Source organism: Mixta sp. BE291 (assembly GCF_031457955.1).
GTDB lineage: Bacteria > Pseudomonadota > Gammaproteobacteria > Enterobacterales > Enterobacteriaceae > Mixta.
This window is the reverse complement of sequence record NZ_JAVDXN010000010.1, coordinates 97,738-112,199: the sequence shown is the minus strand read 5'-3', so window position 1 is coordinate 112,199 and position 14,462 is coordinate 97,738. Positions and strand designations below refer to the sequence as shown.

The window sequence follows — 14,462 nt, the reverse complement described above, 5'->3', positions numbered from 1 at the left end:
AGCTCAGTTGGTAGAGCACGACCTTGCCAAGGTCGGGGTCGCGAGTTCGAGTCTCGTTTCCCGCTCCAAAATTTGACAGGTGTTGAACAAACACAAAGTATCCTAATCAAGGATTTCGAGTTGCAACAAGGCGGCAACCGAGCGAATCCTGAGGAGCTTACTGAAGTAAGTGACTTAGGCGAGTGAGGACAGGCAACGCAGTGGCAGCTTGAAAGACGCAGATTATGCGGGAATAGCTCAGTTGGTAGAGCACGACCTTGCCAAGGTCGGGGTCGCGAGTTCGAGTCTCGTTTCCCGCTCCAGTTTCGTTAAAGGTTTCACCTCCATTCTTCCCTCTGTTGTTAAATATCCTTATCTCTTATCGTTACGTTTCTTTCCTGAATCTTCCTGAGCAATACCTGCTTGCGTTGGCTTATCCGATATGCATTTTCCCTGTCGACCTTCGCGCCTTGATGACCTTACCCTGCTGTTCACGCGAAAAGTACCGTTTGCGCAATGATGCGGTTGGCAAACGGTACTGCTGTTGTTAAATCCTGAGAAAAATAGCGTGACACTAGCGGGAAAATATTTTACGCGTGATTCCTTTCCAAAACGGCTGCGTCGGCTTTTTTGCGGACGTGAATAACGCAGCCGCATCCTTTTCATTCGTTTCCACGATTGTGATGTTTTTATTTATTATCCAGCCGCTACGGGGCTGAGTGGTAATAATGTTTTCCAGCCCGACCTGCTGAAGGCTTTTACGTATTTCTGAGATTGTCTGGTAAAGCGTATTCGGAGAAGCGTTTCTACCATGGTATTCCCATCCGGCATGATAAAGCTGTTGATGAGTAACCAGCTGACCCGAATTTTCAATAAGCGTTAATAAACAGCGTGATGCGGTATTATAAAGGATAAGCTTTTTTTCTTTATTAAGTGTGGTAATCATCCTTTGTTCAGGCAGAAAGATCGCTGCTTCCTCTATAATAAACGTTTTATCTGCATCAATTCCCATGATTTAAGTATTCCTTCCAAATAATTTCAATAATTTGCTTGAGCATTCTCTGTTTATAATAGGCCGACCAACAGACCTTCTGAGAGAGATCATAAAATCATGCTTAAGGTTATCGGCAGGATTTTATCAGCACCCTGTAATTATGTCCGGGCCCTGCTAATCCAGATCAGCATACGCTATTTATATTGGCAGCTTTTTTAAAAGTAACTATAGGGATTTGTCTTTTTTTAATCGCTATCACATACTATGTGTTGATCTTAGGTTTTAATTTTCGACGATAAAGTAAGTTCTGAGCACGCCATTATGTTTGCAAAATTTTTTGCGGAAGGACGATGTCATTAACTGCATTGTGCCGTCAGGCTTTCTGCTTAGTGTTAGATAAACATCAATAAAGCACTGACAGCAGAAGAATCCGCTCATATTAGTAAGAGTAGAGGGAGTAAATTCGCTTATCCATCTTAATTAAGGTTTTGCTGTAGGATTAATGAAAGCGAATATTATGCCCAGAAAGTAAATTACCTGAATGTCATATTTCGGCTCTGCAGAAGGGTTAAGGTGCATATGAGGGATAAGTAAAGATCTGGGACGTCTTAATTGATTGTAGTTTAAGTTTTTTTGAGTGGAGCAGATAGGGCGTATGCGTTATTTTACGGGCAACATGCTGCGCTACAGGCGTTTCTGAACGGGCATGACAAAGCCGGAGCATACAACGCCCGCTTTCCGTTTTCAGAATGCGAACCGCAATTGAATACTCTTATCATTTTTTACTCTTATATGATATCGACATGTTGCGTTAATCATTACAGGAACTAATAAAACTCAGGAGGAGTAACGATGGTCGGTGCCGATTCAGCAAACTGCGCAAATCCATCAGTAATGGCGCCGTGTTCCTGTATTGAGCCAGGCCGCTTATCGCACCATGGCGAAGTGGCTTAATTACTGAAAGAAGAGTACGCATTCAGCGTGATTAATATGACTGTTGTTCCGTAATTAATTAATTTGATTTATAATCGTGCCCCTGTCAGTGCCTGCTGACGGGGCTTTCCTTTGGAGAAGTAAAGAAACAGGAGGTTCGATGCGTGCGTAAACAATTAATGCAAAAACGCTATCTTTTAAGCCGCCCAGCTGGTGCTGAGTTACTTCCCTCTTTTATCAGCGCACTATTAGCTACTTTAATACTGTTAATGATGTGGGATGGCTATAACGATTATCGTTATCAGCTTAATAATGCGGACAATAATGCAACATTGGGCGAAAAAAAATTAGCTGTGCTGACACGAGTGGATAATGATCTGCTTTACTTAGAAAAAAGCGTTTCTGGTATGTTTAAACCTCAGCAACCAGCAATCACGGCAAAACCAGCCAGCAGTGACCCTTATGTAATGAAAAATAATAAGCTAACCGATGACTTCTATCTTTCTTGCCCAGTAGCAAAGGTTAGCGCGAGCGTAGTTGGTCTGGTAAGCGGTAATAATAATAGTAAGGATATCGCCGTTATCACCTATGGGGGGAAGGAAGCGAGCTACAGCGTATCTGACGCTTTAGATAAAGAGGTTAACATTGTAAGAATTTTCCGGGATCGGGTTATAGTTGATGAGCACGGTTATTGTGCTGCTTTATTGATGAATTAGTCAGCCTTGCATAACGGCCATGTAACGTGTCAATGTAAAAGACTGAATTCCATCAGATATCGCATCGGGAAAATAAATCAAAATGCAGGGATTGCAATTGAAAATTTACAGATGTCTGAAAGTTATCGCTTATTTATGGTTATCAATGGCGGGATGCCGGATGGCCTATGCAGAAGCCTATAACGTTAATTTTCAAAGCGTTGAAATAAAAGAGTTTATTAATACTGTCAGCAAAGTTCTGAATAAAACGATTATTATTCAGCCTAATGTAACAGGCACCGTAACAGTACGTAGTTACGAATCGCTTGACCCTGAGCAGTATTATCAATTTTTCCTTAATGTACTGGATGTGCATGGTTACAGCGTTATTGATGCAGGTAACGATATTATCAAGGTTGTACCTGCACAGCTGGCAAAAAGCACGGCCTTTTTCACGCCTGAAAACAGCAGCATGGGTGATGCTTTGGTCACGCGCGTGCTGCAGGTAAAGCATCTGGCAGTGCGCGATTTAGTGCCAACATTAAACAAGCTTAACCTCAATAATGAGGTTTTAATCAGCAGCTTTGAGAAATCCAACACGCTGTTATTTACCGGTAAAATGACAGTAACCCATCGATTGATCGAAATTGTTACCCAAATCGATATCAAAGAAGATAACGATGTCTCCCTGTTTCCGCTGAGCAATGCCTCTGCTACCGCTGTCGGCCAGATGGCGCAAAAGTTAATTAGCGAAGGGCCCGGTGGTGAATCATCGTCAGCGAATAAGCCCCGGATTATCATTGATGAACGTACTAATAGTCTGTTGATCGCGGGCAATAAAACCTCGCGCAATTTTATGGCGAATATTATTCGCCAGCTCGATAAATATCAGGATCAGCAGGGCAACACACAGGTTATTTACCTTAAATATGCGCAGGCTAAATTGTTAGCCGAGATCCTTTCCGGCGTCAGCGCCAGCCTTGAGGATAGTGGAAAACATGCCGGAAGGTCCGCCGAACCGGCGTTGATGAAAGAAACGGTGATAAAAGCGGATGAACAAAACAATGCCTTGATTATCACCACCACGCCCACGCTGATGGCGGAGCTTAAAAAGGTTATTGAGCAGCTAGATATCCGGCGAGCGCAGGTGTTAGTTGAAGCGATCATCGTTGAGTTACAGGATGCGGAAGGCCTGAACCTGGGCGTGCAGTGGTTTAATAAACAGGCGGGCGGCACGAATTTTCCTGATAACAATAACTCTGCGGTCAATATGACTAAAAATGATGCGCTGGCAGAGGTGGTGAAAGGCATGACCGGGCTGGTGCTGGGTTTTCATGACAATAACTGGGCAGGATTATTGAATGCTCTTAAGACCAATAGCAACAACGATATACTAGCTACGCCCAGCATTGTGACGCTGGATAATATGGAAGCTGAATTCAGCGTCGGTCAGGAAGTGCCGGTATTAACCGGATCGCAAACCACCAACAGCGATAATATTTTCAACACGGTTGAGCGAAAAAACGTCGGCATCAAACTTAAAGTTAAGCCGCAAATCAATCAGGGCGATACGGTGGTGCTGAAAATAGAACAGGAAGTTTCCAGCGTGGCAGATTCCTCCAACAGTGCGACGGAAAGCCTGGGCGCCACGTTTAATACGCGCACCGTCAACAATACGGTATTGGTTGGCAGCGGTGAAACCGTGGTGGTTGGAGGGCTGTTGGATACCACCCAATCCGATGTGCAGTCGAAAGTACCGTTGCTTGGTGATATTCCTCTTATTGGCGGGCTTTTCCGCAGTACGACCACCAAACAAATGAAGCGCAATCTGCTGCTGTTTATTCGCCCGACGATTATTCGCAGCGGTGAAAATTACGGTGAGCAAACCTCGTATAAGTTTACCCAGTTCGAAGCGCTCCAGCCTGAGCGCAAAAAGCCGCTCGCCTTGCCAGAAAATTTGACCGATTTAACGCAGGTACGTGATACCTCTTCTGGCTTCAGGCTGGTAGCGGAGCACATTACACAGTTTAACCAGTATGGAAAGCATACTGATGAACAGCAATGAACCTCTGGTGCCCTTTGGCTGGGCCAGGCAACACGGCGTGCTGGTGAGCTGGCAAGATAGCGAAGCGGTGATTATTTGTCGTGAAGATAGCGCTATGAGCACGCTCATCGAAGTGCAACGTCATTTTCCCACGGTGCAGCGCCTGCTGCCGGTATCCGCCGAGACGTTTGAAACCCGCCTGGCCGAATGCTATCAACAAACCGGTCAGACGAGCCAGGTGATGGCCAGTATGGGCAGCGAACTCGACTTTTATACGCTGGCCGAAGAGCTGCCGGTTAATGGCGACCTGCTGGAAAGCGAAGACGACGCGCCGATTATTCGTTTGATCAATGCGATGTTAAGCGAGGCGGTTAAAGAGGGCGCATCGGACGTGCATATCGAGCCGTTTGAGAAGCGCCTGCTTATTCGGTTCCGCATTGATGGCATCCTGCACAATGTGCTGGAGCCTCAGCGTCAGCTTGCGGCGTTGTTGGTATCGCGTATCAAAGTGATGGCGAAGCTGGATATTGCCGAGAAGCGTATTCCTCAGGATGGTCGTATCCCGCTGCGTATCGGCGGACGCGCGATAGATGTGCGTATCTCCACTTTGCCCACGCAATACGGCGAGCGGGTGGTGATGCGCCTGCTGGATAAGCAGAGCGTGAAACTTGATTTGCGCTATTGCGGGATGCTACCCGCTTGCCTGGCAGGCGTTCATCATCTGGTTACCCAGCCGCATGGTTTGGTGCTGGTAACCGGGCCCACCGGATCCGGTAAAAGCACCACGCTTTATGCTGCGTTGAACGCTATTGATCGTACCGATCGCAATATCATGACGGTTGAAGACCCGGTGGAATATGAACTGGATGGCATCGCGCAAACCCAGGTAAACAGCAAAGTGGATATGTCCTTTGCACGTGGCCTGCGTGCGCTGTTACGTCAGGATCCCGATGTGGTGCTGGTCGGCGAAATTCGTGATAGCGAAACGGCGCAGGTGGCCATTCAGGCCTCAATGACCGGGCACCTTGTGCTCTCCACGCTACATACCAATACCGCCGTCGGCGCACTAACGCGTCTGCAGGATATGGGCATCGAGCCTTTTTTATTAGCCAGTTCGCTGCTGGGCGTTTTAGCGCAGCGTCTGGTGCGCACGCTGTGCCCGGAATGCCGCCAGCAAACGCCCGCAACACAACAGGAACGCGCGCTTCTGGCGCAGCCGGACGCTCAACTGATGCTCTATCGCGCCGTGGGGTGCGGGCACTGTAAAAACACCGGCTATCGGGGACGTACCGGCATTCATGAGCTGATTATCATTGACGGCACCCTACGTGATCTGGTGATTCAGGGAAAAAGCGAACAGGAGATGGAAACCTACCTGCGTCATAACGGTAGCAGCCTGCGTCAGGATGGCTTTGCTAAGGTCTTGTCCGGTATTACCACGCTGGAAGAAATTTCCCGCGTAACCAGGGAGAATTAGCGTGGCAACGTACCAGTATCAGGCGCTAACGGCGACAGGTAAACAGCAGCAGGGCAGCCTTGCCGCAGATAATATCCGCGATGCACGTCAGCAGCTGCGTGAAAAAGGTCTGGTGGTGCTAATGCTGAAAGAGCGTGACGCGGAACGTTTTCAGCGCAGCAAACGGCTTTCAAGTCGCGATATTGCCCTTGCGACACGGCAGCTGGCGACACTGGTAGCGGCAAGCTTGCCGCTTGATCAGGCGCTACAGGCTGTGGCGCAGCAAAGTGAAAAAGAAGAGGTCAGGCACCTTTTTCAGCAACTCAAAAACAGTATTACCGAAGGTCATTCTTTGGCGAGCGCTTTTGGCGCCTTTCCGACGGTATTTAATCGCATGTATTGCGCGATGATCGCCGCAGGCGAGCTATCTGGCCATTTACCGCTGGTATTACAACGGCTGGCGGTTTACGAAGAGCAGCGGCAAAAGCTAAAAGGACAGCTGATGCAGGCGACAATCTATCCGCTGGTGCTAACGCTGGTTGCCTGTAGCGTGGTCACTATTCTGCTGGTCGCCGTGGTGCCGAAGGTCGTTGAACAGTTTATTACCATGCAGCAGGCGCTGCCCATGACCACGCAGATCCTGCTGCTGATTAGCGATTTTCTCCGCGCCTGGGGTACATGGATAGCGTTAACTCTCGGCTTGCTGGCGCTGGCAAATCGCTACTGGTTAAAGGCGCCGGAGCGCTTGCTGAAACGGCACCAGCAGCACCTGCGCTGGCCGTTGGCAGGACGGTTAATCCGTGTGGTTAATACGGCGCGCTATGCGCGTACGTTAAGCATTTTAAACAGCAGCGCCGTTCCGCTGTTGGATGCAATGCGCATAAGCGCTTCGGTGGTCGGCAATGAATATGCGCGTCAGCTGCTAAGCCAGGCTGAAGAGAAAGTCAGAGAAGGAGAAAGCTTTTATCTGGCATTGCAAAAAACCCATTTTTTCTCGCCCATGATGCTGCAAATGATTGCCGCAGGGGAGCAAAGCGGCAGGCTTGACGAAATGCTCGAGCGTTCGGCGGATTTGCAGGAAGAGCAGCTATCACAACAAATTGCGCTGGCGCTTGGCCTGTTTGAGCCAGCACTGGTGGTGACCATGGCCAGCGTCGTACTGTTTATTATTCTGGCGATTTTACAGCCGATCTTACAAATGAATGAAATGATTGGATAAGGAAATAATCATGAAATGCCGTAGGGAGCAAAACCGCAACGCGCAGCGCGGCTTTACGTTGCTGGAAATCATGGTGGTGATTGTGATTTTGGGCTTGCTGGCCAGCCTGACTGTTCCACGCCTGATGGGAAGTAAACAGAAGGCGGATATACAAAAAGCCAGAAGCGATATCGCCACGCTGGAAAACGCCCTGGATATGTACAAGCTGGACAATCATCGCTATCCCTCAACGGAGCAAGGGCTTAAGGCACTGGTAAAAGAGCCGACCATCGAGCCGTTGCCTAAAAATTATCGTGCCGAAGGCTATATCCGTCGCCTGCCGCAGGATCCCTGGGGAAACGATTATCAGTTGCTGAATCCAGGTGAGCACGGCGTGATTGATCTTTTCTCATTCGGTCCCGGCGGCGAAATGGAGCCGGAACAGTTCATCGGTAACTGGCCTGATGAGAAACAGGACTGATTGGTCGCGTGCCAGCGGCTTTACGCTGCTGGAAATATTGTGCGTCATCGCGCTGGTGGGGATGGCAAGCATGATGGTGATGCTTGCTATTCCGCGTAACGCGTATCGGTTGCAGGACGAATACCAAAAAATTCAAACCGTGGTGACGCAGACAGCACAACAGGCACAGCTTACGGGCGACGTTTACGGTTTTCGTCTGCTGCCCGCGGGCTGGGAAATCGTCGTGCTGCGGCGCAACCCGCCGAAAATACTCTCTCAATCCGCGGCTAAAAAACCGGTTGACGGCTATCACTGGCAACCCGCCAACCGTGGCAGACATGTCATCCGCTATCAGCTACCCACAGGTTTCCAGCTTACGCTGCTGACGGAGACGCAGCGTTCCGACTCCGCTGCCTCGGCAGATCCTGACGCGGCGCCGCAGGTATTATTTTTGCCGGGAGGAGAGGTCACGCCATTTCGTTTTTATCTACGGAAGAACGATAGCATTCAAACGCCGCGGGTTATTCATATTAACGATCGGGGCGTAATGGCTGAGCCGGAAAGCCAGGCTGCTGATACAGCGGGATAAATATGAAAGAAAAGGGAATGACACTATTAGAGGTGCTGGTCGCGATTTTCATTATTGCCATTTCCGCCAGCGCAGTGGTAAACGTCGCCAGCCAGCAGACAACCTCGCTGGACTATTTACAGCAGAAGCAGTTGGGGCTTTGGCTGGCGGATAATCAGCTGGCGGCGTTAAAAGATAGCCGTGCCGACATCAGCGCTAACTGGCGACATGAAGAGCCTTTCATGGCCGACCGCCGCTGGTTTGTTCGCTGGCGCAGCATTTCTACTACCGATCCGCTGATAAATGCGCTGGTTGTGGAAGTGCGTAGCGATAAAAAGCGCAGTAAACCGCTGGTGACGCTACAAACCTATGTGAGCAGCGATCATGGAAAACGCTAAGCACAAGCAGTGCGGTTTTACGTTGTTAGAAATATTGATCGCTCTGGCGCTTACTGCCGGTCTGAGCCTGATGTGTTGGCAGGTGTTGCATGGCGTATTGTTAAACGGCGCGGCAATCAAGCAGCAGTCGACGCGTTTTACGCAGCTACAGTTCGCCGTCACGCTGATAGAAAGGGATTTCAGTCACGCGTTGCAGCCTGCAACATCAGGAAGCCAACAAAGCACGCCCGACACGACCAACAAAACGCAGGCGCATTTTCTGCGTCATAACTGGCTGAATCCTGGCGCGCTGTTGCCACGTACCGAGCTTGAAGAAGTGGCATATCAACTCAATGACGGCCGACTGGAAAGGTTAAGTTTCCCCTATCCGCCGCAGGAGAAAAGCCGATCGCCGACGATGACCACTTTATTAACCGACGTCGAATCCTTTCACGTTTCTTATTACCACGAGGGGAAAGTAACAGAACGCTGGAATATGTTTAATGCCTTGCCGGATAGCGTAAACATTACGCTGCGGTTAACCGGCATTGGCGAAATTCATCGTCGTATTATTGTCACCCATGAATAAGGGATGAATATGTCGCGCCAAAAGGGAAGCGCTTTACTGCTGGCATTATTAATTATGGCGTTGATCACCAGCATCGTAGTGGTGAGCGGTGACTACTTACAGCGTTCATTACTAAGGAATCAAACGCTGGCATGGCAAACCGAAGCGAAGTGGGCGCTGTTAGGCAATGAAGCCATTATTATGAGCAAGATGAACGGACAAATGCCATTGAGTTATGCAGTCTATCGGCCGGGTAAGATTAACGATATGACCATTGAATATCGCCTGCGCGATTTAAACAGCTGTTTTAATCTCAATTCGCTGCATTACGGCGCAAAACAGCAGGATTCACCGCCGGATGACGCCGGTGTTGATGGCGAGGCCACCGTAAAGCAAAAAGTTGCGTTGCCGCCGGAAGCGAAAAATAAAACTAAGTCAGCTAACGTGCAACAGGCGAAAGCGCCTCGCTCCGCTGCCATCTTTACCCACCTGGTGAAGCATGCCACCGGGCTGGATAATAACGCGGCAGAACGGATAACGCGCAAGGTCGTTGAGTGGATTAATCCTGTTCCTTCAACCGCTGACGGCGACGGAAAGGCAGACGCGAAAAACAAACTAAACCTGATGACGGATAGCAGCGAGTTACGCATTATTCCTGGGTTAGAGCGGGTGCATTACCAACAATTAAAACCCTGGATCTGCGTACTGCCGGAAACCACGCTGAAAATTAATATTAATGCTTTGGATGAAGCCAGCGCTCCGCTGCTCTCGGCACTAACCAAAGGCGAGTTACCGGTCAGTGAAGCAAAAGCATTAATTCAACGTCGTCCGCCGCAAGGATGGGATAATCCTGACGCGATTATCGCCTGGCTGACGGATAATCAGCAGCCATCAGCGCAGGATATTAAATCGCTGCTGACATTAAGCGGTAACTATTTTTTACTCAGCCAATGGGCAGCGCGCGATGAACAACATTACGCGTTGCATTCATTAATCAGGTATGACGAAAAAACGATTCATATTAAACAGCGTAAATATGGCATAAGCGAAATAAATTAAAAGCAACCGCAAAAGGGAATTTTGGATGCCTTGTCGATTATTTATCCGGCCTTCGCTGTCGGCTGATGAGCGGGTTGAATGGCTGTATCAGGCAGAGGAAAAGGTGCCGGTTAGCGGCGAGCTGACAGATATGTCACAGCTGCATACATTACAAACTTATGCCGCTGGTGCTGAAGTCATACTGCTGGCGCCTGGCGAAATGGTTATCTGCTTGCCTGTTACGCTGCCGGTAATGGATAAGGTCAAACTGAATAAAAAGATGCTGGCAGCGCTACCTTATCAGATTGAAGAGCAGATTATCGGACCGGTAGAGGATCTGCACTGGACGGCGATCTCGTTTCAATCCCCTTATTATCTGGCAGGTATCAGCCGACAACAGATGCAGCAATGGCAAACAGCGTTTATGGAAGCCTTGTTGCCTTTACATCGCATTGTGCCTGATAGCTTTTGCCTGCCCGTTGCGCCAGATAAAGGCTGGAGCCTGTTATACGATCATCAGCGTTGTATTATTCGCCAGCATGAATACAGCGGCGTGGTGTTAAAAAAAGAGTGGCTGGCGCAGCTGGAGGATGAAGAACCGCTGCCGGTTGAAGTTTACGGCGATCGGGAGCCCGCTACGCAGCCAGCGCACTGGCGCCATAAAGTACGCGGTGAGACGCTGACCATTTTGGCATCTTATTCAACCTGCTCATCCATTAATTTGCTGGAAAAACCGTTGCGTATCGGGGGGGAGAAAAAGTGGCCGGGATGGCGCATCGTTCCCGCTATTGCTGCCGCGGGGCTGGTGACTCTCTGCGCCGGATTGTTGTTAAGCGGTCACCATTACTGGCAGCAGGCGGCACAACTGGAAGCGAAAAATAGCGCCCTATATCAGGCGTTAACGCATAGCCAGCAAAAGGTAAGCAATCCGCGGTTTCACCTGATGCAACGCCTGAAAAGCAAAGCGGAGCATAGCCCACCGGCTAATTTTCGGCAGGTGATATTGAAAATGGCGCAAGCTAAAAAACAGTATCCGCAGGTCACCATTAGCCAGCTGCGCTATTCCGCCGCTGACAATCTGCTGCAATTAACCGCTGAGGGCAAAGAATGGGAAGCGTTTGTGACTTTTCTGAATGCCCAGCCCCTTAACCGACAACCTGTTGTCAGCGTTGAGCATTCTCCTTTATTGCATGAGTAACTAATGATGAAACAACGTTTATATCAGCGCTGGGGTGAATATTCGACACGGGAGAAAGCGCTGCTGGTTCTGCTGGCTATTGCTGGCATTCTTATTCTCATCTGGTTTGGATTACTGTCTCCATTAATGGAATATCAACAAAAAGGGAAAGAAAAAATGAATAAGGCGGCGACGGATTATGTATGGATAGCGGATAACGTTGCGCAATTTGATTTCACTGCGTCTGAAACCGCAGGCAGCTTAACGCAACAGGTTACCCAGGCATTAGAAGAATATAAATTAGGTTTAACTATCGGCGTGGCTAATGAGCAGCAGTTAGAACTCATTACTCCCAATGGGCCAGTGGAGTTTCTCCCGCTGATGCGCCTGTTAATATATGTACAGGCCAGCCATAACATTATTGTCAGCAAGATAGATTTAACAGCGATAAAAGATAACAGTGACCTGGTATACATTAATAAGCTGATACTAAGTCGTGATGGGGAAAATATTCTACATGCGGGGAAAAATAGCGGGTGGTAAGTGACCTTTTTGACATTTCACCAGCGAGCCTGCCGCCGTGGTTATGGTGGAGCAGCCTCGCCATTATTGGTTTGTGTGTCGGCAGCTTGCTCAACGTTATTATTTATCGTTTACCCTTGATGATGGCAGCGGCTGACTGCCGCTCCCCGATAGATATAAGCTGTTCACGGGATAGCGGCTGCTTCAATTTATGGTTACCCGCATCCCACTGTCCATGCTGCCAGCAAACGGTGGCATGGCGCGATAATATTCCATTAATCAGCTGGCTGCTATTAGGCGCGAAATGCCGCCATTGTCGCCAGGGAATAAGCGCAAGATACCCGGCGGTTGAAACAGCATCGCTGGTTCTGACGCTGACTGCAGGATATTGTTTGCCACCCGACATGACGCTGTGTGGCGTATTGCTGTTTAGCTGGCAGTTACTGGCGTTAACCCTGATCGATATTGACTGTGGTCTGTTACCTGATGAGCTGACTTATAGCCTGCTTTGGTGCGGCCTGCTCTTTAACCTGCAGGATCGCTTTGCGCCTTTATCGGCTGCGGTAATAGGGGCGGCGGCGGGCTACGTAACGCTGTGGCTAATTGTGATGGTAGTTAATCATGCCACCGGAAAACAGTGTATGGGCTATGGCGATTTAAAGTTAACCGCTGCGTTGGGCGCATGGCTGGGATGGCAGGCGTTACCTTTGTTACTTTTCCTGGCCTCTTCGTTAGGGGTGTTGATGATCATTCTGCTCAATTTACTGGCCAAGAAAAGCCTGAGTAGCGCGCTGCCTTTTGGGCCTGCATTAGCGTTCAGCGCCGCGGTATTGATGGTTATGAATCAGCTGGGTAGCCCTTTCGGCTGACAAAGCAACACCGGTAACGTTCGGTGCCGGATGTGGATAAAAATCAAAAAGTAAGGGAAGTTATGCTAATCAAAAAGTTTTGTGCCACCGCAGCGTTAATTCTGCTGCTTACCGGCTGTCAGCATGCAGCTGAAAAAGCAGAACCGTCGGCAATTGTGGTTCCAGTATCCTCGGAGGCGCAAGTGAGCCAGCTTGCGGCTATCGTCGCAGGCGGCATTTATCTCAGGGAACGCTGCCAGGCGCTTGAGATACCAGAGCGCGCAGCGCTTTTTTCGCAGGTTACTTCGCTGGCGCAGCAGCGGGGCTGGGATACGCGCCATAACGCTTATCAAACGTTGGCAAATCAAAGTGAAAAACTCTACCTGGCCCTGGTCAATGATACTACGCCATTATCTGAACAATGTGCGTTTTTCAAAAGCTATGTGATGCCACTAATGCAGAGGCCTTAACAAAAGCATCTGCTTGATAATTTAAGGTTGGGGCGTCGGGACGGGGTTACCGCAAAGTAGTGCCCGGCTATCGCATTACCCAACCCTCTTCTTAACTAAGTCTCCCTCCATGTAAATTCACGGTGTGCTTTAACTATGCGCCGGGAACCCTGCCACATAAACATCGCAATGCCTTTGCTTATCCTATTAAAGTCTTCTTTTTTTGACTGTTGCTTGTTGGTTAAGCGAAAAGTCTTACTTATTAATTAATATAAGCCGTGGATTAAGCGATATAACTACATCCTTTATAACTTTACAGCCAGAAAACATAACGTTAATTTGCCAGGTTGCAGAGGTCTTTATTTCGACTCTCTCTTTTTAATGTAATGAAATATTGAGACGAAACTTATACTGCAAAAATAAGGGGTAAATAGAATGGCCGGACTTACGCTATTTCATCGTGCGCTAAGTTTGCAGTAGCACTACATTCTTTAACAAACGGTTGGGAATTTCTTGTTTTTAACGCATTAAGGATACGATGTGGGAAAGTTAAGTAATAAAAATTGGACGCTGATGTTTGCTACAGTAGTAAGCTTAATGTCTGTGGTTTCAACGGGCGTAACAGCTAATGACGGAACAATTAGCTTTGTCGGTACAATATCTGACGCCACCTGTGATATTACTGGCGGTGATGAAAACCAGCCTAATCAGGGGGCAGATTTCACCGTAAACCTACCACCCGTTAGCGTGACGGCACTTTCCAGTGCCGGAAAGTATGCTGGCGACACGCGTTTTTTTATCAATCTTTCCGGGCAGAACTGCCCAAATAATAAAGTCGCAAACGTTGTATTTGAAAGGGCGCAAAGCACGAATATCGATAATACAACGGGCTATCTGAAAAATCATACGATATCCGGCGCGGCAGAAAATGTGCAGGTTCGTATTTTGAACAATGATAAAAAGCCTTTAAAACTTAATGAGCTGAACGCCGATCATCAGGCCGTTACCATTAATCAAAATACCGCCAGGTTTGAATATTGGGGCCAGTACGCTTCGGTTAATGGTGCTGCAAAAGCCGGTACGGTATCAACTGATGTGATTTATTCAATCACGTATCGTTAACCCTAACCCGTTAATTATATGGGGCGCATGTCCC

At 48.6% G+C, this 14,462-nt stretch carries 15 protein-coding genes and 1 tRNA gene; 15 read left to right on the top strand and 1 reads right to left on the bottom strand.

From position 1 onward, the window contains the following. The first annotated feature begins 226 nt into the window (after positions 1-226). Positions 227-302 (top strand) — tRNA-Gly (locus J2X14_RS18750). A 251-nt stretch (positions 303-553) separates the two neighbouring features. On the opposite strand, the gene J2X14_RS18745 is transcribed toward J2X14_RS18750, so the two are convergent. Continuing rightward, the gene (locus tag J2X14_RS18745) at positions 554-991 is read right to left on the bottom strand and encodes a winged helix-turn-helix domain-containing protein (protein WP_352412685.1); all 438 of its coding nucleotides are present in this window, start codon (positions 989-991) and stop codon (positions 554-556) included. Positions 992-2,070: 1,079 nt separating this feature from the next. Here J2X14_RS18745 and J2X14_RS18740 point away from each other — a divergent pair. The 14 genes from J2X14_RS18740 to J2X14_RS18675 all read left to right on the top strand — a co-directional run bounded on the left by J2X14_RS18740 (position 2,071) and on the right by J2X14_RS18675 (position 14,428). After that, a complete protein-coding gene (locus J2X14_RS18740; protein ID WP_352412684.1) occupies positions 2,071-2,622 on the top strand; it encodes a type II secretion system protein N in 552 nt (183 codons plus the stop codon). A gap of 160 nt (positions 2,623-2,782) precedes the next feature. Continuing rightward, a complete protein-coding gene (gene gspD, locus J2X14_RS18735; protein WP_352412683.1) occupies positions 2,783-4,666 on the top strand; it encodes a type II secretion system secretin GspD in 1,884 nt (627 codons plus the stop codon). Next, positions 4,653-6,122 (top strand): type II secretion system ATPase GspE, encoded by a 1,470-nt coding sequence (gspE, locus tag J2X14_RS18730; protein ID WP_352412682.1) that lies wholly within the window; start codon positions 4,653-4,655, stop codon positions 6,120-6,122. Before gspD ends, gspE begins: the two co-directional genes overlap by 14 nt. A 1-nt stretch (position 6,123) precedes the next feature. Next, a complete protein-coding gene (gene gspF / locus J2X14_RS18725; RefSeq protein ID WP_352412681.1) occupies positions 6,124-7,320 on the top strand; it encodes a type II secretion system inner membrane protein GspF in 1,197 nt (398 codons plus the stop codon). Between the two features lie 10 nt (positions 7,321-7,330). After that, positions 7,331-7,780, top strand: coding sequence for a type II secretion system major pseudopilin GspG (gene gspG, locus J2X14_RS18720; RefSeq protein WP_352412680.1), 450 nt, complete (start codon positions 7,331-7,333; stop codon positions 7,778-7,780). After that, positions 7,764-8,348, top strand: coding sequence for a type II secretion system minor pseudopilin GspH (gene gspH / locus J2X14_RS18715; RefSeq protein WP_352412679.1), 585 nt, complete (start codon positions 7,764-7,766; stop codon positions 8,346-8,348). The genes gspG and gspH overlap by 17 nt, the downstream gene beginning before the upstream one ends. 2 nt (positions 8,349-8,350) lie before the next feature. Beyond that, complete coding sequence (gspI, locus tag J2X14_RS18710) at positions 8,351-8,725, top strand: type II secretion system minor pseudopilin GspI (protein ID WP_352412678.1); 375 nt, start codon at positions 8,351-8,353, stop codon at positions 8,723-8,725. Beyond that, positions 8,712-9,293, top strand: a complete 582-nt coding sequence (gspJ, locus tag J2X14_RS18705) for a type II secretion system minor pseudopilin GspJ (protein ID WP_352412677.1) — start codon at positions 8,712-8,714, stop codon at positions 9,291-9,293. Before gspI ends, gspJ begins: the two co-directional genes overlap by 14 nt. Positions 9,294-9,302: 9 nt before the next feature. Then, a complete protein-coding gene (gene gspK, locus J2X14_RS18700) occupies positions 9,303-10,331 on the top strand; it encodes a type II secretion system minor pseudopilin GspK (RefSeq protein ID WP_352412676.1) in 1,029 nt (342 codons plus the stop codon). 25 nt (positions 10,332-10,356) lie between these two features. Next, entirely contained in the window at positions 10,357-11,508 is a 1,152-nt protein-coding gene (gspL, locus tag J2X14_RS18695) for a type II secretion system protein GspL (RefSeq protein ID WP_352412675.1), read from the top strand. Positions 11,509-11,511: 3 nt separating this feature from the next. Beyond that, on the top strand, positions 11,512-12,030 hold the full coding sequence (locus J2X14_RS18690; protein ID WP_352412674.1) for a type II secretion system protein M: 519 nt from the start codon (positions 11,512-11,514) through the stop codon (positions 12,028-12,030). A 29-nt stretch (positions 12,031-12,059) separates the two neighbouring features. Then, positions 12,060-12,878, top strand: coding sequence for a prepilin peptidase (locus J2X14_RS18685; RefSeq protein ID WP_352412689.1), 819 nt, complete (start codon positions 12,060-12,062; stop codon positions 12,876-12,878). Positions 12,879-12,910: 32 nt separating this feature from the next. Then, positions 12,911-13,327: a type II secretion system pilot lipoprotein GspS gene (gene gspS / locus J2X14_RS18680; RefSeq protein ID WP_352412673.1), complete on the top strand. Its 417-nt coding sequence runs from the start codon at positions 12,911-12,913 to the stop codon at positions 13,325-13,327. 552 nt (positions 13,328-13,879) lie between these two features. Then, on the top strand, positions 13,880-14,428 hold the full coding sequence (locus tag J2X14_RS18675) for a fimbrial protein (protein ID WP_502890033.1): 549 nt from the start codon (positions 13,880-13,882) through the stop codon (positions 14,426-14,428). Positions 14,429-14,462: the final 34 nt, after the last annotated feature.